Origin of the sequence: Candidatus Sodalis pierantonius str. SOPE (assembly GCF_000517405.1) — a bacterium.
In the GTDB taxonomy this organism is placed as follows: domain Bacteria; phylum Pseudomonadota; class Gammaproteobacteria; order Enterobacterales; family Enterobacteriaceae; genus Sodalis_C; species Sodalis_C pierantonii.
The window spans coordinates 4,447,447-4,473,308 of the sequence record NZ_CP006568.1 but is presented as its reverse complement, the minus strand read 5'-3'; the positions used below and the strand labels follow the sequence as shown (position 1 = coordinate 4,473,308).

The window sequence follows — 25,862 nt, the reverse complement described above, 5'->3', positions numbered from 1 at the left end:
TTTATCCGAAATGTGTCCACGGCAACGTTGGGGCTTGCGACTTGGCGAAATTGGTTGCAAAATAACCAACCTGTCCCGCTGATGCAGTTAGATGTTGTTTTTTATCATTTAATTTCAATTGGTTATATCATAAAGTCTTTTAACTCTTCCTCCACCCGTTTAGGTCGGGGGGGCGCTGTTGTTTCCCCTGTGCCTGGTGCTGTTTGAATTTGCCGTCTATATCGCAAACAACATAATACAACCGGGCATGATGGCCGTTGTGGAAAGCTTTAACGCCAGCCATGAATGGGTGCCGACGTCAATGACCGCCTATTTGGCGGGCGGCATGGTGCTACAGTGGTATTGGGGCCGCTGTCCGATCGCCGCGGACGCCGTCCAGTGATGCTGGCGGGCGTGATCCTCTTCATTAGCGCCTGCCTGGGTATTTTACTGGTCAATACCATCGAACAGTTTATCGCCATGCGTTTCTTGCAGGGCTTTGGCTTATGTTTTATCGGCGCGGTAGGATACGCCGCCATTCAGGAATCTTTTGCGGAAGCGGTTTGCATCAAAATCACCGCATTGATGGCCAATGTCGCGCTGATTGCACCGCTGCTCGGCCCCTTGGCCGGTTCGGTGATCGTGGCTTATTTCTCCTGGAAAATGATGTTCGTGCTCTTCGCTCTCCTGGCCGCTGTCGCTCTGGTAGGACTATGGCGCGCGATGCCCGAGACCGCCACCCGGCTGGGCGAGCCGCTTTCGCCGGCGTCGTTGTGGCACGATTACCGCGTCATCCTCACTAACCGCCAGTTTCTGTGCGGTGCCATGGCCATCGGCTGCGCCTGTCTGCCGCTGCTGTCGTGGCTGGTGCAGATTCCGACGTATCCGATCAGCTGTTCCGGCGACATCCGATCAGTTATTCCGATATTTTCCGATCACCCATTCCAGTGATATTCGTTCACGTGTTCGCTCATCTTCTGACTCGGGTTTAGTCTATTTTTCCTGTGCTGGCTACTCCTTGCTCTTTGCATAGTGATTCGCCTTTAAGTTCCAGTCTATAGATGGGGTGTACTAACCGATCGAGTAACGCGTCAGCTGTCGTGGGGTTTTCTATCAGTCCATACCATTTTTTCACCGGCAGTTGACTGATCAGGATGCTGCTGCTTTTGTCGTAGCGATCTTCCATCACCTCCAACAGCATCGTTGCCTGCATCGGACTTATTGATTCTAGGCCCACGTCGTCCAAGATCAGTAACTCTATTTTTTCTAACTGCTTAAGCTGTTTTAGATAGGTCCCGTCTACCTGACACTGGTGAAGATGGGCCAGCAACCGACCCACTCGCCAGTAACGCACGCTATATTGCTGCCGGCATGCCTGCTCACCAAGCGCACAACTGAGCCAGGTTTTGCCCGTACCTGTTGGCCCCGTGATGAGTATGCTTTTCTGATATTTCAGATATTGTCCCCCTAGCAGATCTCGCATCTGTTCCGGTGTCACTCCTCGGCTAGGGATATAGCGGATATCTTCCGGTTTTGCCTGCAAGCGCATTTGCGATTGCCGTCGCAGACGGCATATGTAGTTATTTTTTCTATGCAAATTTTCCGCTTCTACCATCAGCGACAACCGCTCCTCGAACCCCAGCTCCCCATAACTCCCCGGGAGTTCGCGTTGCGTCTCCAACGCCTGGACCATTGCCGACAACTTCAGCTCTCGCAGAGCCATTAACAGTGTATCCATATTTATTCTCCTTAGTGATAACTGTCCGGACCTCGGAGGTTTTCGTGAACCAGCATTGATACGCCGGCTCCGTCCTGGGTGACGTCACTTTCACGACCGTGTTTCAATACGTTGGCTATGAAAGAGCGGTTAATGCACCCTTTCTCCAACGCCAGCGCGCAGGCCTTCTCCAGTCGCGTCGTCTCATAGCGCCGTTGCAGATTGAGTAGCCCCAGCACGGAGCGGTAAGCCTGCTCCGGATGGGCTTTGCTCTTTTGGATGGACTCGACCACTTTCAGTGTGCACACACCCACCGACAGCGCCCAACTGCACAGCCTTTCCGGCGTCCACTGACTCTGCCCCTTATGGTTAGCCGGCATGTGCGCCGCCTGAGTCGTGTGCCTATAGGCGTTATCGCTGCGAGGGTGCGTAGCCACGCAGACGCCCTTATGGTGGATTTGCACCAGCCGTTGGGTGGCGATGACGTCAACGCGCTCGCCAACCAGCGGATGCGGCACCGAGTACCAGTTTTTGCCGTAGTCTATGTGGTAATCAGGTCCCACTCGGGCAACGAGATACTCACTGTATTCCCATTGTGTGGGCGGTAGAGGCCCAAGAGCCGGTTTGTCCAGCTGCTCGAAGCGTTCAAGGCGACTTTGTCCGCCGTAATGACGCATCGGGCGCAAATTCAACTCATGATTGAGTTCTCGTATCACCTGGTTGAGTTCGGCCAGCGAGTAGAACCTACGTTTACGCAACCGGGCCAAAACCCAGCGTTCTACCAGCTGCACAGTTGATTCTGCCTTCGCCTTGTCTTTCGGTTTTCTCGGGCGCGCCGGTAGCACCACTGTCTCATAGTGATTTGCCAGCGCCTGGTAGCTCTGGTTTATGACCGGCTCATAGCGGTCAGGGGTGCTGACAGCGCTGCGCAGATTATCAGGTATCATCAGCTCCGGAACCCCACCCATGAAGTGCAGGCAGCGGCTATTGGCGTTGAGCCACGATGCCATGTCCTGGCCTTCGCAGGCTTCGATATACGCATAGCCTGACACGCCCATGGCAGCGACGAAGATAGCGACCTGGCGTACGCTACCGGTCGCAGGGTTGACGATAGGTACGGTGGGGCCACAGAAGTCGATGAAGAGCTTTCGCCAGCCTTGTGCTCCATGCGCATGGAACGCCGCTGCTTCTTTTTTCAGTCACGGAGCAGTGCACAAAACTGTGAGTAACCGAGGGCATCACCGCCCACGGCGGACTGATATTCCATCCAGAGCAGCTGCTTGGTCATGCCCTTGCGGCTTAACTCGGTATCGATATCAAGCCAGCTGGGTAAGGTATTGATAACTTTTCCGGATTTGCCGGGATAGAGCAGGCGGTCGAGGTCGACGGGGGACAGTTCCGCCGGCAATGGCCAGACCAGGTTAGCTACCGTGAATCGGCCGAGGATATCGTGCACGGTAGTACAGCCTATGCCGAGCGCTGCTGCGATAGTGCGATTCGAGCGACGCTGCTCGAATTTTATACGTAATACATTAATATAGATGCACATTTCCGTTCTCGCTTTCTTCTTTTTACGTGCCATGCCATGCCCCCGGAAGCTAAAAGTCTCCAGAGTATGGCGGAACAGAAGATGAGCGATCGGACAGAATCGGAATCGTTGATCGGGCGACCGGAATCAGTGATCGGATGAAATCAGAATTAGTGATCGGGTGAAATCGGAATCAGTGATCGGATGTGACCGGAACCAGCAGCTGGCGCAGTCACCGGTGATCCTGATGGGCGATCACGGCCTCACCGCCGTGGAATACGGGCTTTTACAGCTGCCGGTATTTGGCGGGCTAATCGTGGGTAACGTCACGCTGGCACGCTACAGTGGCCGGCGCACGGTTGAGCGGCTGATAAAGTTAGGCGCCGTCCCCATCCTCGGCGGTTTGCTGCTTGCCACCGCCGCCACGCTGCTGTCTCCCGGCGCCTATTTGTGGATGACCGCCGGGATGAGTTTCTACGCTTTCGGCGTCGGCGTTGCCAACGCCGGTCTTTATAGGCTGACGCTGTTTTCCTGCAACATCAGCAAGGGTGCCGTTTGGGCTCAGAACAGACCTGTCGCGCTATCAGCATAGCTGACCAGCAGGCATTTCGTTTGCTGATTTAGAGCCGCCAAAGGCGGCGTGGACCGGATAGGTATGATAGCAGTTGGTCCAGACGCGCCCCGCCTGAATACCGCGCCCCATTCGGTAGGCGGTATTGATGTCACGACTCCAGACCCCGGCGCCAAGGCCATAATCGGAGTCGTTGGCCAGGGCCAGCGCTTCATCCATATCCTTAAAAGTCGTGACCGCCAGTACCGGACCAAAGATTTCTTCCTGGAAAACCCGCATGCTGTTGTTGCCGAACAAAATTGTCGGCTCCAGATAATATCCCGCCGCCAGATCGCCCGCCATCGGCTTGCAGCGGCCGCCGGTAAGCACTTCCGCCCCCTCTCGCTTGCCGATATCAATATAGTTGAGGATGGTTTCCTGCTGGCCGGTGGAAACCTGCGCGCCCATCATTGTGCCGCGGTCGAGCGGGTTACCGGTTTTGATGGCCTCCACCCGCTTGATAGCGCGCTCCATAAAGCGTTCGTAAATCGATTCCTGCACCAGCGCTCTGCTGGGGCAGGTACAGACCTCGCCCTGGTTGAAAGCGAATAGCGCAAACCCCTCCAGCGTCTTGTCAAAGAAGGCATCCTCTTTGGCCATAACATCGGCAAAGAAAATGTTCGGGGATTTGCCACCCAGCTCAAGGGTCACCGGGATAACGTTGCGGGCCGCGTAGCTCATTATCTGCTGTCCGACCTCGGTGGAACCGGTAAAGGCAATTTTGGCCACCCGCCCCGAGGTCGCCAGATATTCGCCGATTTCGCTCCCTGCTCCGTTGACCACATTTACCACACCCGACGGCAGCAGATCGTGAATGAGCTCCATCAACACCAACACCGACAGCGGCGTTAGCTTGGCCGGCTTTCAGTACAATACAGTTACCGGCGGCCAGCGCTGGCGCCATTTTCCAGCAGGCCATCAGCAGCGGGAAATTCCAGGGGATAATTTGCGCCACTACCCCCAACGGCTCATGGAAGTGGTAAGCCACCGTTTCATTATCGATTTCGCTGATTCCGCCCTCCTGCGCGCGGATACAGGCGGCGAAATAACGGAAATGGTCAATCGCCAGCGGCACCCAGGGTTTCGCGGATGGGCTTGCCGTTATCCCAGGTTTCCACCGCCGCCAGCAGCTCAAGGTTTCGCTCCATGCGATCGGCAATGCGATACAGTATCGCGGCCCGCTCCTGCACCGACGTCGCCCCCCAGCCGGGGCGAGCAGCATGGGCGGCGTCAAGCGCCAGATCGATGTCGTCTCGACCGGAGCTGGCGACCTCGCACAGCGGCAGCACCCACTCGCCGCCGATAAAATTTGCATAACGTGCTTTTAGCTGAAAAGGATACCCGTATTCGCCGGGAATCAGGTTTGTGATAGGGGGATTGTGCGCCATGGCTCTCTCCTTCACGCTGGTTGCTTTACCGGTCGGTCGACCGATGTCAGCGAACAACATCGACACGCGGCGATGAGCGGTCTGAACGCTATATCCGTAACGTTAACACCGCGCCGAGACGATGAACAGGGCCGACGGGAAGGAAAATCGCGGTTATCGGAGCGGCTTCACACTCTGGCGGCGATGGTTTCATCGCTATACAATCCGGCCGTCGCCGGCGGCAGAGTTCGAGCGAAACTCTCACGGCTGAAGAGCCGGTCGGCCATGGCCACCAGCGCAGGATGGGCAACGCACCAGTTGGGCATCAGGCGCCGGACGTTGATAAAACCCAGCATGCAGGCGACGGCCACATCCGCCACCGACAGCATGGATGCGTTCAGCCAGCGGCCTTCCGCCGCCCCCTGCTCCAGCGCCGCCGACGTGACGCCATCGGCCAGCGCCGCCCACTCCTTCACCCTTAGGGCATCACGGGCGTCGGCCGGCAGAAGTGCCGGTTCGGGCTGTAGCCATTCCAGATACTCGGCAATCAGCGAGGGGTGGCTGTGACTTTCACCTTGCGCGTCAATCAATACCGGTGCACTGCCTAGCGGATTTATCTCGGTGGATAGCGTATTATCCACCGCGTGAACCAATGTAAACGGCAAGTTTTTCTCAAGCAGAATTACCGAAATTTTGCGCACAAAGGGACAGGAATAGCTGCCGATGAGTTTCATGATACACCTCCGGTTGCCGGTTACGGAATAATCAGTATGGCGCAAAGGGGGCAACAACGGGAAATAAAAGCGGTCTTGCCCGCCCGATCTTTAACCAGAATAAAAGCGGCCTTTGCGGCTCGTCCAGTAGATTTAACCTTAGCGCGTCGATAGGGTCACGAGGGATCATGCCGGCGTGCGCCCCCGGGTGAATGACGGCAAGGTGCCGGCACAGGCCACCCGGCGAATGCAACCGCGGAGTGCCTATGCGCTGTCTCGGGTGAGCGCAGGGGGAACACCGTCGTCGGCCCAACACCAGAGTTAATGAAACGCCACCGTCCCCAGCACTTGCTTCACCAACCGATTGTGCTGCACCTCATTTTTGGCTGGCGTCAGCACCTGAATGGTTAGCACATTACCCGCATACGGCGTGGTGATAGTGGAACCGAGCATGGCATTGCCTTCCACCGATTGACGGGTATCCAGACGCAGGAATTTACGGCCAGCGACGATTTCGGTGCTTTGACCGGTTTTCTGCACATCCTTATATTGGGTTTTCAGACCGGACAAGCTGCCCTGAGCCATCTTGTTAAAGGCATCGGCGCTGGTATCATTGGCATCGCCGGCCGCGGTCGGCACCTCGCTTACCCCTATCACCTGCTGGCGCTGCCGGTCGGTGAACACCTGGATCTTCACGCCGGGATTTTGCGAGGTGGTGTCTTCGCGGGTTTGATTAACGAAAGCCCCCGGCACTTGCAGCGTCACTTTGCCGTTCAGCGCGGCGACGTCGATGCCGTTGACCGGCGGCGCGGACGCGTTGCCCGTCCCGCTGTCGGCCGCCGACGCCGCCGTGCCTGCCAGCCCGCCGGCCGACAGCATAAGGAATAGCGCGATCTTGAAATAATGCCTGGTCATAGCCCTCAATTCTTATCCGCAATGATGTTCCATTAACCGTAGCAACGGCCGGAGGATTACGCAACTGACTAAAAAAGAAAACTGTTTACATTATGGTGCCCGCTCGCTTGGGTCGAGAATTTGCATCGCTGGCCGTAGCGGCGAATAATAGCGCCCTACCACATTACGGGAGAAACCCCTGGTGAAACACGCCACTTTTCACGCCGATGACGCCCAACCGGGCATTTGCCAGTCCAGCGTCCGCCGGCGCGGCCGGCTCCATCAAACGGAGCCGGACTGGCTGGCCGAGGAAGTGCCGGTCGCGCTGGTCTATAACGGCATCTCTCATGTGGTGATGATGGCGTCGCCGAAAGAACTGGACGTTTTCGCCCTTGGCTTCTCGTTATCCGAAGGCATAATCGCCTCGCCGACGGATATTTACGGTATTGATATCGTGCCTGCCCGTTAGGGCCTAGAGGTGCAGGTCAAGCTTTCCAGCCGCCGTTTTATGGCCTTGAAAGCGCCGCGTCGAGCGCTGGCCGGGCGCACCGGTTGCGGTATCTGCGACGTGGAGCAACTGGATGAAATCGGCAAGCCGCTGCTGTCATTACCCTTCACGCAACGTTGGCCCTTGGCACAGTTGGATCGGGCGTTGGCGCAATTGCCAGAGGTGCAGCCCATCGGCCGGCTCACGGGCTACACTCATGCTGCGGCCTGGATCTCGCCGGAGGGGGATTTAAGCTATGGCGCCGAAGACGTCGGTCGCCACGTGGCGCTGGATAAACTGCTCGGCATGCGCGCGCGCCGGGGTGAAACGCCCGGGGCGGTCCTGGTTTCCAGCCGCGCCAGCTATGAAATGGTTCAGAAAGCGGCCATGTGCGGGGTAGAAATCCTGTTCGCCGTTTCCGCCGCCACCTCGCTGGCGGTAGAGGTCGCCGAGCGCTGCGGCCTGACGCTGATGGGATTCAGTAAACCGGGGCGCGCTATGGTCTTTACCCATCCAACGCGGATTGTTGAAGACATAAGTTAAACATGTTCTTTTTAAAGTAACCGATAAACGTTTAATTAACTATAATGATCGGATTGCTTACGCGACCCTAACATGCTTTTAAAGGGGGCCGGTTCAACTAGAAATGGAGAGATTGTTATGAGCTTTACGCTACCTTCCCTGCCTTATGGCTATGACGCCCTGGAACCGCATTTCGACAAAGAAACGATGGAAATTCATCACACTAAACACCATCAGACCTATGTCAACAACGCCAACGGCGCCCTGAAAAGCCTGCCGGAATTCGCCAATTTGCCGGTCGACGACCTGATTCAAAAACTAGACCAGCTTCCAGCGGACAAAAAGACCGTACTGCGCAATAACGCCGGTGGTCATGCCAACCATAGTCTGTTCTGGAAGGGCCTGAAGCAAGGCACCACCTTGCAGGGCGAATTGAAAAGCGCTATCGAGCGTGATTTCGGCAGCGTTGACGCTTTTAAAGAGGCGTTCGGGAAAGCCGCCGCGACCCGTTTCGGTTCCGGCTGGGCCTGGCTTGTGAAAAAAGACGGCAAATTGGCCGTGGTGTCCACCGCCAACCAGGACAACCCGCTGATGGGCGAAGCGATTTCCGGTATCTCCGGCTACCCGATTTTGGGTCTGGACGTTTGGGAGCACGCTTATTACTTGAAATATCAGAACCGCCGCCCGGACTACATCAAGTCATTCTGGAACGTGGTGAACTGGGATGAAGCGGCCGCGCGTTTTAGCCACGCCTGATTTATCCCTGCCGCGCGCCCGAGCATCGGGATAACGCCGGCCCCATCCCCGCCCACGGCGGGGATTTTTTTGCCCGCGCGCCGCCAGCAAATAACGCGCACGCTCGGGAAGAAGGTGTAAGTATGTAGGTTTAGCACTGCCCTTTCGGCGGATAACGCGGGCGCACGAACCCCCGCGCGGCGTTTATTTCAGCAGCAGCCGATCGGAGAACGCTTTTTTAGCGCTGATCCGCACCAGATATTCGGTGGCGGAAAGGACCACCGTCGAGCGCACCATTTGCTGGTAGCGCTGCCGTTGCATCTTCGCCAGCGCTTCATCTCCCGGCGCATGGGCGATCTGCGGCGACGGCGGGAACACGGCGACACAATGCAGCTCGCCAAACGGCCCCATAATTTCATCATCGGTAAAGCGGTAATCGCCCGGATCCTGCTGCAATTCCTCATGCAGCGCCATCAGCAGTTCGGCGTCTTCATACTCCTGGCGGCTTATCACCCCTAACGCATAAACCAATTTCAAACGCACCGACAGCTCCGCCAGCGGACCTGCGCCCACCAGTAACGGCTCCACGGCGTATTTAACCGCATAGCCATCCTTGCGGAACACCTGCGTCACCAGAATGGCCACGGCTTCCGCCAGCAGCGTAATCGCCGCCCGCAAAAACTCCCGCACCGTGGTCCCGGCATTCAGGCGTTCGAGCACGCTGTTTTCCAGCAGCTGAGTGTTTTCCGTCATGTTGCACACCATGTAGCGGGCCAGGGAGCGGCATCGCATCCGCCCTCGGTTCTGTCGATTACTGCATGGCGTTATAGGCATTCACCACTTGCGCGACAACTTCACTTTCTTCATCAAGGCCAGAGACTTTGGCCAACGCCGCCGCAGCGCCAACGTCTGCCAGCAATGCCGCCCACTCTTTGGCCTGCGGGTCCTGATCGCTGCGATAGTGCATGGCGGCGGCGATGCCTTTGACCAGATTGGCATGGCCAAGGCCGTACTCCAACGTCCCGCGCAGAGGTTTAATTAACCGATCGCCTTCGCCAAGCTTACGCAACGGCTGCCGGCCCACGCGTTCTACGTCGTCGTGCAGATAGGGGTTCTCGAAGCGCTGCAAAATTTTGTTGATATAAGCAGCATGCTTTTGCGCATCGAAGCCATAACGATTGATGAGTACTGCCCCGCTCTCCTCCATCGCGCCTTTGACTACCTGGCGTACGGCCGGATCGAGAATAGCATCGCGGATGGTCTGGTGGCCGGCGAGCTGGCCCAGATAAGCGGTGATGGCGTGGCCGGTATTAAGCGTAAACAGCTTGCGTTCAACAAACGCCATTAAATTGTCGGTCAGTTCCATCCCGGCGAGGGTGGGCGGGACGCCTTTGAACTGGGTTTTATCCACAATCCACTCGCTGAAGCTTTCGACCGTCACCGCTAACGGATCGTCACTGCCCGCTTCCGCCGGCGGCACAATACGGTCCACGGCGGAATCGACAAAACCCACCTGCTGCTCTACCCAGGCATGAAATTGCGGCTCCAGCGCGTTAAGTACGTGCTGTTTGAGCTGGCTGGTGCCGCGCACCATATTTTCGCAGGCGATGATGTTCAGCGGCTGGGTGTTGCCGCCATCGTGCCGCTTAACCAGTCCGCGTGCAACGGCCGGCGCGATGCGCTCAAGAATCTGCGGGCCCACCGCGGTGGTGATCAAATCCACGCTGGAGATCAGCGCCACGACCTCGTCGCTGCCGCTGTGAACCGCGCTGACCCCGCTTACGGTCTCTACCTGCGCCTGTTCGCCCACCACCCGCACCGGGTATTGGTGGCGCTGATTAAGCGCATCAAGAACCTGCTGGTTCACATCGGCGAAAACAACCTCTACACCGGCATCGGCCAACAGTTTACCGATAAACCCGCGGCCGATATTACCTGCTCCGAAATGTAATTCTTTCATAACGTTAACCTTAAATTATCTCAGCAAAAATCTAAGCAAAAAAGGGGCCATGGCAGGCCCCCTCGTTTCTTGCGCAGAGTGACCCGCCCCCGTGCCTGGTCAGGACGCTTTAGCGCTCGCCAGCAGTTCCAGGACTTCCTGCACATCGGTGGTTTGGCTTAAACGCGCGATCACTGCGTCATCATCTAGTGCATTGGTTAAACTGGTGATGACCTGAATATGCTCGTTATTGCGCGCGGCAATACCTATCACCAACCGGGCGATATCGTCTTCCTCATCACCAAAGAGTACGCCGTCAGGGTACTGGCAGAACACGACGCCGGTACGCAGAACGCGGTCCTTCGCCTCGATCGTGCCATGTGGCACCGCGATGGACTCACCCAGGTAAGTCGAAGTCAGTTTTTCGCGATCCAGCATTGCCTGTACATATTCGGGCTGGACATAACCGCCTTTGACCAACTGCTCGCCGGCGAAACGGATCGCTTGCTCTTTATATGATCCGCGTGTTGACCGAGAAAAACGTTGTCGGCGGTGAGGCGGAACAGGTTTTGTTCGCTGTCCTCGAAGCTGTCGTCCAGCGTGGTCATAACTCTTTGCTGATTATCCCCGCTTTTCTGTACCGCTACCAGACGCGCGGTCAAATCGCTGTAAAGCTGGCTGTCGAGAAAGTTATTCAGCGAAATATGCTGCGCCTGCGGCGCATGACGCATCGCGCGCTCGGTCAGGTCGCGATGGGTTATCACCAAATCCACATCATCGGGAAGATTATTGATGGCGCTGTTGGTCACGCTGATGTTCTTCAGCCCGGCCTCGTTCACCTTTTTACGCAACACGCCAGCGCCCATCACGCTCGACCCCATACCGGCGTACAGGCCACGATAATTTTACGCACCGAGCTCAAATCACCCGTGGCGCCCGTGTTAACGGGGGCGGCGACGCCTTTCGACTGGGCTTTCATATCCTGCACGCGGCGTGATGCCTCGGCGAGATTATCTTCATCGCCGGTTGCGCGTGAACTCTTAAGCAGAATCGAAGAGATGACGAACGAGACGGCGAAAGCGGCAACGATGGCGGCCAGGTTAGTGAAATAGGTGCCTTTGGGGGTCATGGCCAGCACGGCCAGAATGGAGCCGGGAGACGCCGGTGAAACCAGACCGCCGCCCAGCAGATTCAGCGTGAAAACGCCGGTCATGCCGCCGAGAATCACCGCAATCAGTAAACGCGGGTTCATCAGCACATAGGGGAAGTAAATTTCGTGAATACCGCCCAGGAAATGGATGATGGCGGCGCCGCCGGCGGATTGCTTGGCGTTACCGCGGCCAAACAGCATATACGCCATCAGCACGCCCATGCCCGGGCCGGGGTTGGCTTCAATCAGGAAGAATATTGATTTGCCGGTCTCCGTTGCCTGCTGAATACCCAGCGGCGAGAAGATGCCGTGGTTGATGGTATTATTCAGGAACAGGATTTTTGCCGGCTCGACGAAGATGGAGGTCAGCGGCAGCATGTTATAGGTCACCATCAGGTGAACGCCGGCCGCCAGGTCTTTTGACAACATTTCAACCAGCGGACCAATGGCCAGGAAGGCCAAAATCGCCAGCAACATACCGATAATACCGGCCGAGAAGTTGTTCACCAGCATCTCGAAGCCGCTTTTGATTTTACCGTCGACAAGGCGGTCGAAGCGTTTGATAGCCCAGCTGCCCAGAGGACCGGCAATCATCGAGTCGAGGAACATCGACATATCGGCGCCGGCGATCACCCCCATCGTGGTAATTGCGCCGACGACGCCACCGCGCTCGCCCCTTACCATCCTACCGCCGGTATAGCCAATCAGCAACGGTAGCAGGTAGGTGATCATTGGCGCGACCAGTTTGGCTAACGTCGTGTTTGGCGTCCAGCCTGTAGGAATAAACAGCGCGGTGATAATGCCCCAGGCGATAAAGGCGCCAATATTGGGCATCACCATATTGCTCAGGAAGCGGCCAAAGTTCTGCACTCTGACCTTTATATCCGAAGAAGACATAAAAACTCACCCCTATTGAGACGCGCTATACAATAAGAGCGCGTGAAATTTGTTGCGGCAGTGTTGCATCATCCGCCGGTATTACTATTGGCAGCGCGACTCTACCACGCTCTTTTGCGATAGCGTAGCGAAGTCAATTATTGTGATGCTAATCACGAGGACATCCCCCCTAAAGAGGGCTATCTTGGTGATATACATCACATCATAAGGCGGCGAATTTGTAATAGAAACGTGACTTAAATCACAAAAAACTTATTGGCGGAGCGCCTATGGCGGCGAAGCTTAGCACTATGCGCCATCAGCCGCGGCGGTATGCCGTGAAAATAACAGGGAAAGGTGTAACAAAGTTACCGTTAGAAAAGAGGAATATGCGCCACCATCGCGCGCTGGGCGACTAGCGCCAACGAACTACGCCGGCGCGGTTGCGGTTGCCTTCGTCTTGCACCCGCCGGCAAGACGAAGGCCAACCGTGCGCCCGTCCGGCAACAGCTGGCCAAGGGCGGTGGCACATGGTCCGCGCCCTCAGGGCAGCAGCTCGCCTGCGCTGTTTTGCGCCTGTAGCAGCTGCGTGGGGAAGCTTACCGATCCCCCCTCATAGCTGGGCTGCCCCTGTCCCGTCTGCATGGCGAGAAAATCCCCCACGTGGACCAGCTGCTCCGCCAGAGAGGAGGCGGCGCCGATCACGGGAGTGACTTTCTGTATCGGCCCTGTCACCAGCTTGTCGTACGCCTGGTTGTAAACCTTTTGCAAATCTTCCGGTTGCTTAAGCGCGGCGCGGCCATCGTCCGCCTGTTTTTTGGCACGCGCCAGATCGGGAGCCAGCATATTAAGCGCGCCGCCGGCCTGCGCAAGCGTCTGCCGATGGGACACGTAATCCTGCGGCACGCGAATTTGGCTTATTTCATCGAGCACCTGTACCAGCGAGCCGTTAACCGAGCTGAGGAATTTATCGCTAAAGGTTTGCAAAATCTGGTAGTCATTGGCGTAAGGGCCAAACTGCTCCTTTTGCGCCGCGCTCAGCGTGGGGATCCGTTCACCGCCCGGCCCGGCAAAACCGTATTTTGCAAGAATTGTATAAAGGCTTGCCGCTGCTCCGGCTCTTTATCGCCGCCGCCGGTCAGTTGAAAGACGCCAAGCAACAAAACCAGCATTGCCAGCAGCGGTCGATAGAGGCCCATGCGCTCCCTTAAAGTCATAACCTTTACTCCTGTAAATGAAAACTCATTTTCCCGGTTTAGGTATTCACTTCGCCTTCCCTGACTCAGTAACAATGATAGTGCAGTTTCGCGACGGGCAAAAACCGCGGACTCGGCGCCCTCTGTCGGGCGCCGAGCCGGCGGCAACACGCGGCCTATTGCAGCAGCGAAATATCCGCGACCTGCAAGAACAGTTCGCGCAGCTGCGACAGCAACGTCAGGCGATTCACCCGCACCTGATTATCCTCCGCCATCACCATGACGCTATCAAAGAAGGCATCCACCGGCTCACGCAGCGCCGCCAGCTCCACCAGCGCGTCCTGATAGCGTCCGGCCTCGAACATCGGCTGCAGCTTTTCGCGTAGCACCACCAAATGGGTCGCCAGCGTGATTTCGGCCGGATCCTTAAGTAACGAGGCCTGCAGACTCGCGTGGACCGGATCGTCGGCTTTGGCCAAAATGTTTGATACCCGCTTATTGGCCGCCGCCAGCGCCGCGGCTTCCTCCAGGGTGCGGAAATAGCTCACCGCGCGCACCCGGGAGTCGAAATTCGCCGGGCGGGTCGGGCGACGCACCAGTACCGCCTGAATGGTGTCGACGCTGTGTCCCTGCTCTTGATACCAGGCGCGGAAACGGCCGAGCATGAAGTCGATAACCTCCTCCACCACCGCGCCGTTGGTCAGCTTTTCGCCGTACAGGCGCGCCGCTTCTTCCGTCAACGTCTGTAGGTCGAGGGGCAGCTGTTTTTCCACGATAATACGCAGCACGCCGAGGGCGGCGCGGCGCAGGGCGAAAGGATCTTTATCCCCTTTAGGATGCTGGCCGATACCAAAAATGCCGGCCAGCGTGTTCATCTTGTCGGCGATGGCCACCGCGCAGGACACCAGCGTCGTGGGCAGCGCATCGCCGGCGAACCGCGGCTGATATTGCTCTTTTTGCGCCAGCGCCACCGCTTCCGGCTCGCCGTCATGGCGGGCGTAATGCATGCCCATCACGCCCTGGGTGTCGGTAAACTCAAACACCATATTGGTCATCAGATCGCATTTGGACAACAGGCCGGCACGCGCCGCCTGCGGCACATCCGCGCCAATTCGGGCGGCTATCCAGGCCGCCAGGGCTTCGATGCGATCGCTTTTATCGCGCAGGGTACCAAGCTGCTTTTGGAACAGCACCGTATCCAGGCGCGGCAGGCGATCTTCCAACCGCTGTTTGCGGTCGGTATTGAAGAAGAATTCCGCATCCGCCAACCGCGGGCGCACGACTTTTTCATTGCCGGCGATAATCTGCTGCGGATCTTTCGACTCGATATTGGCGACGAAGATGAAGTGCGGCATCAGATTGCCCGCGGCGTCATACACCGGGAAGTATTTTTGGTCGCCTTTCATGGTGTAGACCAGCGCTTCCGCCGGCACCGCCAGGAACTTCTCTTCAAAACGGGCGGTAAGCACCACCGGCCATTCCACCAGCGAGGTAACCTCTTCCAGCAGGCTATCGCTCAGATCGGCCACGCCGCCTAACCGTTTGGCCGCCGCTTCCGCGTCTTGACGAATCGTTTCTTTACGCTGCAAATAGTCGGCCATTACCCGGCCGCGCGCCAGCAGTACCTGCGCATACTGGTCCGCGTGTTCGAGGCTGATTTCCCGCTCGCCCATAAAGCGATGGCCGCGCAGAAGGCGATCGGCGTCAATACCAAGCACTCTGCCCGGTATCACATTGTCGTCCAGCAGCATCGTCACCGTATGCACCGGTCGAATGAATTGGGTCTCATTGTCGCCCCAGCGCATCATTTTCGGGATCGGCAGCTTACCCAGCGCGCGGCTGACCATATCGCACAGCAGGGCCTGCACAGGCTGCCCCTTTACCCGGGCGCGGTAAACCAGCCATTCGCCTTTCTCGGTCGCAAGACGCTCGGCCTGGCTGACCATAATGCCGCAGCCGCGCGCCCAGCCCTCGGCCGCTTTCGTCGGGTTGCCGTCGGCGTCGAACGCCTGGGCGACGGCGGGGCCGCGCTTCTCAACGTCGCTATCTGCCTGGGCGCCGTCAAGTTCGGCGACCTTGACCGCCAGTCGGCGCGGCGCGGCAAACCAGCTCACCTCGCCGTGGCGAACGCTGGCCGCATCAAGTTCACCGCTAATTTGGGCGGCGAAGGCCCTAGCCAAAGCGCGCAGCGCCTTTGGCGGCAGCTCTTCCGTGCCGATTTCCACCAGAAAAGTGTGTTGCGTCATGGCTGCCTCTTATTTCTCATTCTTTTTGCACATCGGGAAACCCAGCGCTTCGCGTGAAGCGTAGTAGGCTTCCGCCACGGCTTTGGTCAAGGTGCGGATCCGTAGAATATAGCGCTGGCGTTCCGTGACCGAAATCGCCTTACGGGCGTCCAGCAAATTGAAGCTGTGCGCCGCCTTGAGGATGCGTTCATAGGCCGGCAGCGGCAGGGGTTTTTCCAGGGCCAGCAGGGTTTGCGCCTCTTTTTCGTACTGTTCAAAGCAGGTGAACAGAAAATCCACGTCGGCATATTCAAAATTGTAGGTCGATTGCTCGACTTCGTTTTGGTGGAATACGTCGCCATAGGTGGTACGGCCCAGCGGGCCGTCGCCCCAGACCAGATCATAGACGCTGTCGACGCCCTGCAAATACATCGCCAAACGCTCAAGCCCGTAGGTAATTTCCCCCGTGACCGGCCGGCATTCCAGCCCACCCACCTGCTGAAAATAGGTAAACTGCGTCACCTCCATGCCGTTCAGCCAGACTTCCCAGCCCAGTCCCCAGGCCCCCAATGTCGGGTTTTCCCAGTTGTCCTCCACAAAACGGATATCGTGAATGGTGGGATCCAGGCCAACTTCTCTCAGCGAACCGAGATATAATTCCTGAATATTCTCCGGCGAAGGTTTGATGATGACCTGAAACTGGTAATAATGCTGCAGCCGGTTGGGGTTTTCACCGTAGCGGCCATCGGTAGGACGACGCGAAGACTGTACATAGGCGGTGGCGATGGGCTCCGGGCCAAGCGCCCACAGGCAGGTCATGGGATGGGAAGTCCCCGCGCCGACTTCCATATCCAGCGGCTGGACGATGGTGCAGCCCTGACGCGCCCAGTAATCCTGGAGCGTCAGGATCAGGCCCTGAAAGGTCTTGGGATCAAACTTTTGCATGTTGAATTCGCACGCGTTGCAAGTGGATGTAATGAGAAGGCGCCAGTATACCCTCTGGCGTTCAGATATACAGCCCGGATCCGGCAACAACTGCGAATACGCGCCGCAGATTTAACCATAAGGGCCAGCGTCGCGCTTATTCGCCGAACGGCAGGGGGGTCTATGCAACCTTATTCGCACCGGAACATTGCCCGTATCAACTTCCGCCGGCAATATGCCGCGCCAGCCGATATCTCATGGTGATCCGGCCTATGCGCCAGCAGGATCTGCCGGCGGTGCTGACGCTGTGGCTGGAAAGCACCACCCGCGCGCATCCTTTCATTCCGCCCTCCTATTGGCAGGAGAGTCTGTCGTCGGTACGCGACGACTATCTGCCCGCCGCCCGTACCTGGGTGGCGGAGCGGGAATCCGTCCTCGCCGGCTTTATCAGCGTATTGCGCGACAAGGTGGTGGGGTGCTGTTCGTGGTGCCCGCCCAACAGCACGCCGGGGTGGGGCGAGCGCTGATGGCGCTGGCGCAGCAGGCTTATCCCGCGCTGACGCTGGAAGTTTACTGGCTCAACCGCCCCGCCTGCCGATTTTATCATCGCCGCGGATTCATCCCGATTGCGCAGCGGCTCAATGCTGAAACCGGCCATCTCATCCTCACCCTGCACTGGCGCGCCGGCGGCATAATGCATAGCAGCACGCCTCCTCCCTCATGAACCCGCAACCGACTCCGCTATCGTCCCCTAGCGCTACTGCGCAAGGCGTCCTGCGCTACCCGCTTCGTCTTGACCTCCTCCGCGGCGCGTCTGTTCCCCGCGGTGAAAAGTGGTATGCTGATTAATAATGAACCAGGCAATCACTGATAAATAGAGATTTCGATGAAGCCTGCTGTGATTTTGTATAAACCCATCCCGGAAGATTTACGCCAACGTCTCGATGAGCATTTCAGCGTCACGGCGTTCGACGGGCTCACCGACGACAATATGCAGCAACACGCGCAAACCCTGGCGAACGCGGTGGGCCTCATCGGCGCCGACGGTAAGGTGGATAGCGCGCTGCTTGACCGTATGCCGGCGCTAAAAGCCGCCTCGACGATTTCCGTGGGTTACGACAATTTCGATGTGCAGGCGCTCAGCGCGCGCGGTGTGCTCCTGATGCATACCCCGACCGTTCTGACCGATACCGTGGCGGATACGCTGATGGCGCTGGTGCTCGCCACCGCGCGGCGGGTGGTCGAATCGGCCGAGCGGGTCAAAGCCGGCGAATGGCAGCGCAGCATTGACGAAAACTGGTACGGCGTCAATGTCCATCATAAGACCCTCGGCGTAGTGGGCATGGGCCGTATCGGCATGGCGCTGGCGCAGCGCGCGCGCCGGTTTCGATATGAATGTGCTTTACTATGCGCGCCATCAGCACCCCGAGGCGGAAAAGCGCTACGACGCCCGCTACTGCGATCTAGATACCTTGCTGGCGCAATCGGATTTCGTCTGCCTGATCCTACCGTTGACGGCACAGACGCACCATTTAATCGACGCCGGCAAACTGGCGAAAATGAAGCCCGGCGCCATCCTTATCAATGCGGGCCGCGGTCCGGTGGTGGATGAAGCGGCGCTGATTGCGGCACTGGAAAACCGCAGTCTTCTCGCCGCCGGACTCGATGTGTTCGAGCAAGAGCCGCTGCCGGCCACCTCACCGCTGCTGCGCCTGCCCAATGTCGCGTGGCGCTGCCGCACATTGGTTCCGCCACTCATGAGACCCGCCACAATATGGCCGCCGACGCGGTGAATAATCTCATCACCGCCCTTACCGGCCGGGTGGAAAAAAATTGCGTTAATCCGGAAATTATCCCCGGCCGTTAGGATCGCCGGCGCCGGTCGTCGCCAGGCATTACCCCGCGGGCAAGTTTGAAGTCCATCGCGTCCGCCGGCCACCGCCAGGCAGGGCAACGAGGGCAGATTAAACCGCCGGGCCGGTGGCCGCCCGCGACGACCGCGGCATTTTTTCAACCGCCCGGCATAAACCGATGACGCTGCGGTTTAAGCTATCGGTGCTATGATTACCGTCTATGCTATTTGCTAAACGCGCAACAAAGGAACCGGCCAGTAATGAAAGGAAAGAAGAATGAGCGTAAGTGAGACACGGCTGAAAGCGACCTCTTACCTGTTGATGTTTCTTTTTATCACCCTGATCATCCCGCTACATTTGTTTCCCTGCTTTATCGCCGGCTTTCTGGCGTATGAGGTGATCATATCTCTGACGCCGTGGTTTGAACGCCTGGTCGGCAGCGGCCGCGCCCGCTGGGTAGTGGTGACGCTGATTGCCGCATTTGTGGTCATTACCATGACGCTGGGGATCGTGAGCCTGGTAAGCTTTTTGACCTCGGACATTCAGCGCGGTATCGACATTACCGCCGAAACCAACCGCATCTTTTCCGATGTGAAAAGCCGCATACCCGATTATCTCCCCTCATTTCTGCCCGAAAGCGCGGAAGAACTGAAAGATCAGCTCTTCGCCCTGGTCGAATCCAATTTGATCATTATCCGCAATATGGGCCGCTCTTTCTTGTACGGACTGATTACTATTTTCATCGGCCTCATAATCGGCGCGGTGATTTCGCTCAATAAACCGTCCGGTCGTAATACCTACTTCACGCAGCAGCTGCTGGAACGCCTGCATTATCTTTCTCAGGCGTTTCGCAATATCGTCTTCGCCCAAATCAAAGTATCGCTAGTCAACACCCTGCTGACGTCCATGATGATTCTGGTCCTGTTCCCGCTGTTCGGCGTACATCTGCCGCTGGGTAAGACGCTGATTGTGGCAACCTTTATTTTCGGCCTGCTGCCGATTATTGGTAATCTTATTTCCAATTTCATGATCATCATCTCGGCGCTCTCCATCTCCTTAAGCGTGGGCGGCGTGATGGTGCTGTACCTCATTTTGATTCACAAGCTGGAATATTTTCTCAATGCCGAGATCGTCGGTAGCCGTATTAATGCCAAATCCTGGGAGCTGCTGCTGGCCATGCTTATCTTCGAGGCGGCGTTTGGTCTGGAAGGGTTGGTGGCGGCGCCGATTTATTACGCCTATCTAAAAACCGAATTACGGGCGCGGGAACTTATCTGAGCGCTCACGGCGCGCCTCCCGACCAGCGGACGCGCGCCGTCTCTTTATGCTCCTGCTTGCGCGGTAGCGTGCTGCCGTTAGGAAAAAAGGGGGTTGCCTGTGGCACACTAGCAGGTAAGGTGTCAGTTTGGCCCGCTAGGATCCGCAGTTAAACGCTATGACTTTTTCCCGATTCGGCAATAAATTTACCCAACATTCCAGTATCGCCCAACTCATGGACGACATGAACGAGGGTCTGCGCACCCCCGGCGCCATCATGCTCGGCGGCGGCGATCCCCGCGATGGAGCACTACTTCCACGCCTTCTGGCGCGAGATGCTCGACGACGGTTCAATGAGCGAGGCGCTGTGCAATTATGACGGTCCGCAGGGCAAGGATACTCTCCTGACCTCACTGGCCGCCCTGCTGCGCAAGGAATTCGACTGGCCCATTACGGCGGCCAATATCGCGCTAACCAACGGCAGCCAGAGCGCCTTTTTCTATTTGTTCAATCTCTTCGCCGGCCTCAGTGAAGACGGCACGCTGCGCCGGGTCCTGTTTCCACTGGCGCCGGAGTATCTCGGTTATAGCGATGCGGGGCTTGAGGAAAACATGTTCGTTGCGACAAAACCGACCCTCTCCCTGCTCCCTGAAGGCCAGTTTAAATACCATGTGGATTTCGAGCATCTGAAGGTGGGCGAAGGAAGATATTGGCCTTATCTGCGTCTCGCGGCCGACCAATCCGACCGGCAACGTCATTACCGACGAGGAACTGCTAAAGCTGGACGCGCTGGCGCGGCAGCATCAGGTACCGTTGCTGATTGATAACGCATACGGACTGCCGTTCCCGGGACTGATTTTCACCGACGCCCGACCGCTGTGGAATCCCAATATTATCCTGTGCATGAGCCTGTCCAAGCTGGGACTACCGGGCGTGCGCGGCGGTATCATCATCGCCGGTGAAGCCGTTATCAAGGCATTGGGAAATATCAACGGCATTATCAGCCTGGCGCCGGGCGGCATCGGGCCGGCAATGCTCAATAGCATGATTCGGCGGGGCGATCTGCTGCGCCTGTGCGAAGAGGTTAACCGGCCGTTTTATCGCCGCCGCGTTGATGAGGCCATCGCCTGTATACGCCGCTGGCGCGCTGCCTGATCCATAAGCCGGAAGGCGCGATATTTCTTTGGCTGTGGTTTCCCGATCTGCCTATCTCCACCGACGCGCTCTACCAGCGCCTAAAGCAGCGCGGCGTGCTGATGGTGCCTGGCCACTACTTTTTCCCCGGGCTTGATCAAGAGTGGCATCACAGCCATCAGTGCCTGCGTATGAATTATGTGCCGGAAGCGGAAAAAATCGAGCACGGCATTGCCATTCTGGCGGAAGAGGTGGCGCGCGCCCATCGCGAGACGGTGGGGTAAAAAGCGCCATTAAAAAAGCCCGTCATTCGCCTGACGGGCTTATTGCGCCGCAATGGCAATCGCGGTAGGGATTGCGCAACGGAGCGCCGCTAGCGTAACGACGCGGTCCGTTCGGGCTTATTCAGCATCCAGCGTACGATCTTGTAGCGCCGGGCGCTGCGCCGAGGTCCCAATGGCCACACGCCGCAGCTGCAAAGATTCGGGAATATGCCGCTCCAAATCGATATTAAGCAGACCGTGGGTAAAATCAGCTTGGGTTACCGTCATATGCTCCGCCAGCGTGAAGCTGAGGGAGAATTCTTTGCAGACCAGCCCCTGATGCAAATAATGCACCTCTTTGTCCGCCAGCGCGGGTTTACCTTTAATGGTCAGGCGCGGGCCTTCCAGCTCAATCGACAATTCCTGCTGGGTAAAACCGGCTAGCGCCAGGGTAATACGATAATGGTTATCATCGCCTTTTTCAATATTGTACGGGGGATAACTCACCCCCTGAAAATCGTCTTGTATATTGCTGGCCAATTTATCAAAGCCGATCCACTGACGGAATAATGGAGAAAGATCATAGTTACGCATGTTATTAACTCCTTCTATGAAGCGAGATAATTCACTCAACCCGCCAATCGGGTTGAGTTAGCCCCCCCCCTACACGGGCGGGCGTATGAGATTGTGGCCGTCGGGCGTTATTTTATTTCAATACGGCGTGGCTTTAAGGTTTCCGGTACCACGCGTTCCAAATCTATAAACAGCAGGCCGTTCGCCAACTGAGCGCCTTTTATTTGTATATGTTCAGCTAATTGGAATTTACGCTCAAAATTGCGCTCGGCAATGCCTTGGTATAAATAATGGCGTCCGTTTTGATCGCTGGCGTGAGCGCCTTTTACCCTTAGGAGGTTGTCATGGGCGGTAATCTCCAGTTCGCTTTCGGCAAAGCCGGCGACCGCAATGGCGATACGGTACTGATTTTCGCTGACCAATTCAACATTATAAGGGGGATAACCGCCGTTGCCCTGACCCTGGCCTGCTTCCAGCAGATTAACCAGGCGATCGAAACCGATGGCGGAACGATACAGCGGTGAAAAATCGAAATTACGCATAGCTTAAAGCCTCCAAAATTTAGCGAGGGTGCAATAATCTTCCCATTGGACAGGTCAGCAACCAGAATACCCATACGGCGTATCCTTTTCTGGTCACGTAAATAAAATGGGATCGCCGCCGGGTTTTTCAAGAGGCAATAAGAAAAAAATATCGGAATTTCCGTAAAATTTACGTTGGGTTTATTCAATCTCCATTACACTAACTTGTTACAGTTTGTGTCATCAGGGTGGTTCAAGCACAATTTCATTCGATCCTGAGAGCAGGTTGCTTTGCGAGTGTAAACCCAACGGATGCGGAACAGGTTATGTTAAGAAAGGTCTTGTTTGTCGTAACAGCAGGATGCACCGTGCTGGGCACTAGCGGCTGCTCCAGCGTCATGACGCATACCGGCCCCTATCAGGGCTATTATCCCGGCACCCGCGCCAGTATGCAGGTTTTACGCGACAAAGACAGTAACTGGTGCATCCGCCCACTGGCGGCCATAGACTTACCCTTCTCGGCGGTGTTGGACACGGTGTTGTTACCCTATGACTACTTCCGCCGCGATAGCAATACCGATGAGGAGTCTCCCCGTTCGCGCATGTTGCACAGCCACCATGCATGAGCGCGCAACCCCACCCAAGGGCGACTAAGCCGGCTCACGCCGGTGCCTTGCGACCCCGCTTCCCTTGTATGTCTGCTAAGATGATCCTATCGCCATTCTACTTTTCGTTTAGCGCGGCGGCAGGCGCACGGGAATAATGATAGCCCTTCCGGCATTGATGGTCCTCTGACCCCTGCGCGGCCGAGCGCCGGGATAGTTTATGGACATTGCTTCGGTTGTCAGCGGGGGGTTTAACGCAAGGGACGCCACGCCGCCGGCGCCTTCACCGATGGCGGCCAGGCTTCAGGGCTGCGCCAATTGTCCTGAGTTATCCTCCTCGCTGCTAACCTTACCGCCCGAACTTTTGAGCCTCATTTTTGCCAAACTCGATCTCGGCAGCCTGCTTGCGGTATCGCAAGCGCATCCCCATCTGCGAGCCCCCGCCCGCCAAGCCTGCCGGCGCTATCGGCATGAGCGTCATCGCCGCGCTCATCGACCAGCATGGCCTGCCGCTACTGCGCTTTTGCCAGCGCAGCGGATTGAATATTAACCCGGGTGATGAACCGGACGTCGGCATCAGACGCCTGATGACGCTTTTGATGTACAATGGTGAGGACGACCTGCTGGCCAAGCTGTTGGCGACACCTGCGCCCGCCTGCGCGGCGCCAACGGCGATACGCTGCTGCTGGAACTTTTAGACTGTCTGTCGCCGCTGACCAACAGTATCCTTGCGCTATTGACCCATCCACAACAGGATGTGAACGCCCCCGACCGCAGCGGTGAGACGCCGCTGATGAAAGTGATGCGGCTGGGCCATTTGCCGCTGGCGCAGGCGCTATTGGCTCGCCCTGAACTGACGACGGCGAACGCCGCGGATAACCAGGGCCGCACGATGCTGATACAGGCGGCGTTGCAAGGCGATAGCGCGCTGGTCGCCGCATTTCTGCGCCGTCCCGATTGCGCCCTCGGCGCGGTGTGCCGTCAGGGCAATAACGCACTGGTGTCGGCGGCGGCGCAGGGTCACGTCAGCGTGGTGACAACATTGGTCCAAGACGGCCGCAAGTGCGTGAATTAGGTCAACCGGGAGGGCCTTTCCGCGCTGTGGCTGGCGGTGACGGCCGATCATGTTCTTACGGTCGAAGTGCTGCTAAAGCACCCCGCCATCGCCATTGTGGCGCCGGAACGCGCGCGGCTATTGCGTGTTACAGCAGGCGGTCATTGATGGCCAGTACCGGATGGTGAATGCCCTGCTCGCTCATCCCCACATGCCGGTGGCGCAGCGTGACGCCAGAGGCTGTCCCCTGCTGCACCTGGCGGCAATGTATGGCCGTAGCCTGGTCATCAGGATACTGCTGACGCGCACGCGGCTGGATCGCAACAACCGAGATCATCAGGGCCAGACGGCGCTGGGACTGGCGGCGGCGGGAGATCACACCAGCGCGCTCACGGCGCTTTTGCCTTGCCCGCAAAGCGAGCTCAACGCCCGGGATAATCTGGGCCGGTCAACGCCCGCGATCGCACTGGCGCCAGCGCACTTATGTGGGCTGCGCATAGCGGCTCATTAGCGCTGGTACGATTGTTACTGGCGCATCCAACCATCATGCCCGACCTGGCCACCGCGCGCGGCGCCACTCCCCTGTTAGCCACCTGCGAGCAAGGACAGCGCCAAACGGTAGCCTTACTGCTTGCCCATCGGTTGCTGGCGGTCAATGCCGCTGACGACCGGGGCAAAACCGCGCTCATGGCGGCGGCGGCAAATGATCATCGCCATATTGTGCGACAATTGCTGCGCCGGCGGGATATCGCCCCCTATCTCACCGATAGGGCGGGCTTGAACGCGATAGATTATGCCGTGCGCGGCGGCCATCTCGCCATCGCCGACCTGGTGCGCAAACACGGCGCGCTGGGCGGCGTCGCGCAGCTCTGGGCGATCAGTTATCATCTGCTTAACTGACCGCCTTCGGCAAAAAATACCGCTGATGCCTCTGCCGACGCGGCGGCTGAATTGAGGAAATTCGCTCTGCCCGCGCTGGCGCCCTGAACGAAAAACGGCGTGGCCGGATACCCTTACCTGTCGCCGACCCCGCCGTCGCTTTCACGCCGGTATCAAGGCCGGCTTTAACGCCAGGCCGGCATCAAGGCCGGCGACTACGGCTCTTAAGCTTCCCCCACGCGTTTCACTTCGCCCACCAGCAGCAGATAGGAGAGCGCGCCCAACAGCGCTACCCCGGCGATGTAAATCAGCGCCGGCGCGAAACCGTAATCCTGCGCCAGATAGCCCACGACCAGCGGTACGGTGATGCCGCCCAAACCGCCAACAAAATTAAACACGCCGTCGGTCAGGCCAATCAGACGTAACGGCGCCAGAGACGAGACCAGCGACCAGGTGATGGAATCGAAGCCATTGCCGAAGAAGGCCAGCGCCATCAGCGCCATAATCCAGACAGGATCGTTGGTATAGTTCGCCCCCATGATACAGGTGGACAGCAACAACCCGCAGATAATCGGCGTTTTACGGGCAAAACCCAGTGATTTTCCGGCGCGCACCATTCGATCGGCAAAGTAACCGGACAAAATCACGCCGAAAAAGGCGGCCAGGAACGGCACGGTGGTCATAAAACCTGCCGTCAGGGCGGCGATATGCTTTTCCTGGGTTAAATAATTTGGGAACCAGGTCAGGAAAAACCACAACGTAGAGGTGACGGCGAACTGCCCTAAATACACGCCCACCAGCTTGCGGTTGAACACCATTTTCCAGTCAGCGCGAGCCCGTACCGGATTCTGTGTAAATGCC

Annotated in this window: 20 protein-coding genes and 11 pseudogenes; 15 read left to right on the top strand and 16 right to left on the bottom strand. The window is 57.6% G+C overall.

The annotated features are described in order from the left end of the window. Positions 1-129: 129 nt before the first annotated feature. Positions 130-873, top strand: a pseudogene (locus SOPEG_RS22115) (MFS transporter); the annotation flags it as partial. A 94-nt stretch (positions 874-967) separates the two neighbouring features. On the opposite strand, the gene istB reads toward SOPEG_RS22115, so the two are convergent. After that, positions 968-1,717 (bottom strand): IS21-like element ISSoEn3 family helper ATPase IstB, encoded by a 750-nt coding sequence (gene istB, locus SOPEG_RS22110; RefSeq protein WP_038469234.1) that lies wholly within the window; start codon positions 1,715-1,717, stop codon positions 968-970. 11 nt (positions 1,718-1,728) lie between these two features. Then, positions 1,729-3,278, bottom strand: a pseudogene (gene istA, locus SOPEG_RS22105) (IS21 family transposase). 169 nt (positions 3,279-3,447) lie between these two features. Here istA and SOPEG_RS22100 point away from each other — a divergent pair. Then, a pseudogene (locus SOPEG_RS22100) lies at positions 3,448-3,786 on the top strand (multidrug transporter MdfA); the annotation flags it as partial. A 21-nt stretch (positions 3,787-3,807) separates the two neighbouring features. Here SOPEG_RS22100 and SOPEG_RS31100 read toward each other — a convergent pair. The 4 genes and pseudogenes from SOPEG_RS31100 to SOPEG_RS22085 all read right to left on the bottom strand — a co-directional run bounded on the left by SOPEG_RS31100 (position 3,808) and on the right by SOPEG_RS22085 (position 6,829). Next, positions 3,808-4,671 carry an aldehyde dehydrogenase family protein gene (locus SOPEG_RS31100; protein ID WP_417903429.1) on the bottom strand — a complete coding sequence of 288 codons (864 nt, stop codon included), beginning with the start codon at positions 4,669-4,671 and terminating at the stop codon, positions 3,808-3,810. Between the two features lie 88 nt (positions 4,672-4,759). After that, positions 4,760-5,222, bottom strand: a pseudogene (locus tag SOPEG_RS31095) (aldehyde dehydrogenase family protein); the annotation flags it as partial. Positions 5,223-5,389: 167 nt separating this feature from the next. Then, positions 5,390-5,935, bottom strand: coding sequence for a glutathione S-transferase N-terminal domain-containing protein (locus tag SOPEG_RS22090; RefSeq protein WP_025246968.1), 546 nt, complete (start codon positions 5,933-5,935; stop codon positions 5,390-5,392). Between the two features lie 300 nt (positions 5,936-6,235). Then, entirely contained in the window at positions 6,236-6,829 is a 594-nt protein-coding gene (locus tag SOPEG_RS22085; protein ID WP_025246967.1) for a DcrB/PsbP domain-containing protein, read from the bottom strand. A 181-nt stretch (positions 6,830-7,010) separates the two neighbouring features. Between SOPEG_RS22085 and fdhD the strand changes: the two are divergent. Next, a pseudogene (gene fdhD / locus SOPEG_RS22080) lies at positions 7,011-7,838 on the top strand (formate dehydrogenase accessory sulfurtransferase FdhD). A gap of 117 nt (positions 7,839-7,955) precedes the next feature. Continuing rightward, a complete protein-coding gene (sodA, locus tag SOPEG_RS22075; RefSeq protein ID WP_025246966.1) occupies positions 7,956-8,573 on the top strand; it encodes a superoxide dismutase [Mn] in 618 nt (205 codons plus the stop codon). A 183-nt stretch (positions 8,574-8,756) separates the two neighbouring features. On the opposite strand, the gene SOPEG_RS22070 is transcribed toward sodA, so the two are convergent. The 7 genes and pseudogenes from SOPEG_RS22070 to glyQ form a co-directional block, all read right to left on the bottom strand. Beyond that, on the bottom strand, positions 8,757-9,305 hold the full coding sequence (locus SOPEG_RS22070; protein WP_025246965.1) for an MltR family transcriptional regulator: 549 nt from the start codon (positions 9,303-9,305) through the stop codon (positions 8,757-8,759). Between the two features lie 58 nt (positions 9,306-9,363). Beyond that, positions 9,364-10,512, bottom strand: a complete 1,149-nt coding sequence (locus SOPEG_RS22065) for a mannitol-1-phosphate 5-dehydrogenase (RefSeq protein WP_025246964.1) — start codon at positions 10,510-10,512, stop codon at positions 9,364-9,366. 99 nt (positions 10,513-10,611) lie between these two features. After that, positions 10,612-12,538 (bottom strand): annotated as a pseudogene (locus SOPEG_RS22060) (PTS mannitol transporter subunit IICBA). A gap of 522 nt (positions 12,539-13,060) precedes the next feature. Further along, on the bottom strand, positions 13,061-13,558 hold the full coding sequence (locus tag SOPEG_RS23635; RefSeq protein WP_250635987.1) for a DUF3053 family protein: 498 nt from the start codon (positions 13,556-13,558) through the stop codon (positions 13,061-13,063). After that, complete coding sequence (locus tag SOPEG_RS30330; protein WP_158382511.1) at positions 13,555-13,716, bottom strand: DUF3053 family protein; 162 nt, start codon at positions 13,714-13,716, stop codon at positions 13,555-13,557. Before SOPEG_RS30330 ends, SOPEG_RS23635 begins: the two co-directional genes overlap by 4 nt. A 173-nt stretch (positions 13,717-13,889) precedes the next feature. Further along, positions 13,890-15,959, bottom strand: coding sequence for a glycine--tRNA ligase subunit beta (glyS, locus tag SOPEG_RS22050; RefSeq protein ID WP_025246963.1), 2,070 nt, complete (start codon positions 15,957-15,959; stop codon positions 13,890-13,892). 9 nt (positions 15,960-15,968) lie between these two features. Next, the gene (glyQ, locus tag SOPEG_RS22045; RefSeq protein WP_025246962.1) at positions 15,969-16,883 is read right to left on the bottom strand and encodes a glycine--tRNA ligase subunit alpha; all 915 of its coding nucleotides are present in this window, start codon (positions 16,881-16,883) and stop codon (positions 15,969-15,971) included. Between the two features lie 239 nt (positions 16,884-17,122). Between glyQ and SOPEG_RS22040 the strand changes: the two are divergent. The 5 genes and pseudogenes from SOPEG_RS22040 (at position 17,123) to SOPEG_RS22025 (ending at position 21,390) form a co-directional block, all read left to right on the top strand. Next, positions 17,123-17,586: pseudogene (locus SOPEG_RS22040) on the top strand (N-acetyltransferase). Between the two features lie 162 nt (positions 17,587-17,748). Then, a pseudogene (locus SOPEG_RS30440) lies at positions 17,749-18,252 on the top strand (NAD(P)-dependent oxidoreductase); the annotation flags it as partial. A 1-nt stretch (position 18,253) separates the two neighbouring features. After that, a complete protein-coding gene (locus SOPEG_RS30435; RefSeq protein WP_257720366.1) occupies positions 18,254-18,655 on the top strand; it encodes an NAD(P)-dependent oxidoreductase in 402 nt (133 codons plus the stop codon). A 336-nt stretch (positions 18,656-18,991) separates the two neighbouring features. Next, positions 18,992-19,993, top strand: a complete 1,002-nt coding sequence (locus SOPEG_RS22030) for an AI-2E family transporter (protein WP_025246961.1) — start codon at positions 18,992-18,994, stop codon at positions 19,991-19,993. Between the two features lie 157 nt (positions 19,994-20,150). Then, positions 20,151-21,390 (top strand): annotated as a pseudogene (locus SOPEG_RS22025) (valine--pyruvate transaminase). A 117-nt stretch (positions 21,391-21,507) separates the two neighbouring features. Here the strand turns inward: SOPEG_RS22025 and ibpB are convergent. Continuing rightward, a complete protein-coding gene (ibpB, locus tag SOPEG_RS22020; RefSeq protein WP_025246958.1) occupies positions 21,508-21,963 on the bottom strand; it encodes a small heat shock chaperone IbpB in 456 nt (151 codons plus the stop codon). Positions 21,964-22,070: 107 nt separating this feature from the next. Continuing rightward, entirely contained in the window at positions 22,071-22,484 is a 414-nt protein-coding gene (gene ibpA / locus SOPEG_RS22015) for a small heat shock chaperone IbpA (protein WP_025246957.1), read from the bottom strand. Between the two features lie 305 nt (positions 22,485-22,789). Between ibpA and SOPEG_RS22010 the strand changes: the two genes are divergently transcribed. From SOPEG_RS22010 to SOPEG_RS21990, 6 genes and pseudogenes are all read left to right on the top strand, one after another. Next, complete coding sequence (locus SOPEG_RS22010) at positions 22,790-23,089, top strand: YceK/YidQ family lipoprotein (RefSeq protein ID WP_051419978.1); 300 nt, start codon at positions 22,790-22,792, stop codon at positions 23,087-23,089. Positions 23,090-23,445: 356 nt separating this feature from the next. Continuing rightward, complete coding sequence (locus SOPEG_RS22005; RefSeq protein WP_148297168.1) at positions 23,446-23,766, top strand: hypothetical protein; 321 nt, start codon at positions 23,446-23,448, stop codon at positions 23,764-23,766. A gap of 38 nt (positions 23,767-23,804) precedes the next feature. After that, positions 23,805-24,143 carry an ankyrin repeat domain-containing protein gene (locus SOPEG_RS22000; protein WP_038469228.1) on the top strand — a complete coding sequence of 113 codons (339 nt, stop codon included), beginning with the start codon at positions 23,805-23,807 and terminating at the stop codon, positions 24,141-24,143. A gap of 160 nt (positions 24,144-24,303) precedes the next feature. After that, entirely contained in the window at positions 24,304-24,633 is a 330-nt protein-coding gene (locus tag SOPEG_RS31090; RefSeq protein ID WP_417903460.1) for an ankyrin repeat domain-containing protein, read from the top strand. Continuing rightward, positions 24,585-24,749: pseudogene (locus SOPEG_RS30430) on the top strand (ankyrin repeat domain-containing protein); the annotation flags it as partial. The gene SOPEG_RS31090 and the pseudogene SOPEG_RS30430, both read left to right, overlap by 49 nt. After that, positions 24,750-25,022 (top strand): ankyrin repeat domain-containing protein, encoded by a 273-nt coding sequence (locus SOPEG_RS21990; RefSeq protein WP_257720399.1) that lies wholly within the window; start codon positions 24,750-24,752, stop codon positions 25,020-25,022. It abuts the pseudogene before it with no gap. Positions 25,023-25,225: 203 nt separating this feature from the next. Here SOPEG_RS21990 and SOPEG_RS26890 read toward each other — a convergent pair. Then, positions 25,226-25,834 (bottom strand): annotated as a pseudogene (locus tag SOPEG_RS26890) (MFS transporter); the annotation flags it as partial. Between the last annotated feature and the right edge of the window lie 28 nt (positions 25,835-25,862).

What these genes read in the sequence shown, in the direction of transcription:
- istB (WP_038469234.1), bottom strand. Translation starts at nt 1,717, where the DNA reads ATGGATACACTGTTAATGGCTCTGCGAGAGCTGAAGTTGTCGGCAATG.
- SOPEG_RS22090 (WP_025246968.1), bottom strand. Translation starts at nt 5,935, where the DNA reads ATGAAACTCATCGGCAGCTATTCCTGTCCCTTTGTGCGCAAAATTTCG.
- SOPEG_RS22085 (WP_025246967.1), bottom strand. Translation starts at nt 6,829, where the DNA reads ATGACCAGGCATTATTTCAAGATCGCGCTATTCCTTATGCTGTCGGCC.
- sodA (WP_025246966.1), top strand. Translation starts at nt 7,956, where the DNA reads ATGAGCTTTACGCTACCTTCCCTGCCTTATGGCTATGACGCCCTGGAA.
- SOPEG_RS22070 (WP_025246965.1), bottom strand. Translation starts at nt 9,305, where the DNA reads ATGACGGAAAACACTCAGCTGCTGGAAAACAGCGTGCTCGAACGCCTG.
- SOPEG_RS22065 (WP_025246964.1), bottom strand. Translation starts at nt 10,512, where the DNA reads ATGAAAGAATTACATTTCGGAGCAGGTAATATCGGCCGCGGGTTTATC.
- SOPEG_RS30330 (WP_158382511.1), bottom strand. Translation starts at nt 13,716, where the DNA reads ATGGGCCTCTATCGACCGCTGCTGGCAATGCTGGTTTTGTTGCTTGGC.
- glyS (WP_025246963.1), bottom strand. Translation starts at nt 15,959, where the DNA reads ATGACGCAACACACTTTTCTGGTGGAAATCGGCACGGAAGAGCTGCCG.
- glyQ (WP_025246962.1), bottom strand. Translation starts at nt 16,883, where the DNA reads ATGCAAAAGTTTGATCCCAAGACCTTTCAGGGCCTGATCCTGACGCTC.
- SOPEG_RS30435 (WP_257720366.1), top strand. Translation starts at nt 18,254, where the DNA reads ATGAATGTGCTTTACTATGCGCGCCATCAGCACCCCGAGGCGGAAAAG.
- SOPEG_RS22030 (WP_025246961.1), top strand. Translation starts at nt 18,992, where the DNA reads ATGAGCGTAAGTGAGACACGGCTGAAAGCGACCTCTTACCTGTTGATG.
- ibpB (WP_025246958.1), bottom strand. Translation starts at nt 21,963, where the DNA reads ATGCGTAACTATGATCTTTCTCCATTATTCCGTCAGTGGATCGGCTTT.
- ibpA (WP_025246957.1), bottom strand. Translation starts at nt 22,484, where the DNA reads ATGCGTAATTTCGATTTTTCACCGCTGTATCGTTCCGCCATCGGTTTC.
- SOPEG_RS22010 (WP_051419978.1), top strand. Translation starts at nt 22,790, where the DNA reads ATGTTAAGAAAGGTCTTGTTTGTCGTAACAGCAGGATGCACCGTGCTG.
- SOPEG_RS31090 (WP_417903460.1), top strand. Translation starts at nt 24,304, where the DNA reads ATGGTGAATGCCCTGCTCGCTCATCCCCACATGCCGGTGGCGCAGCGT.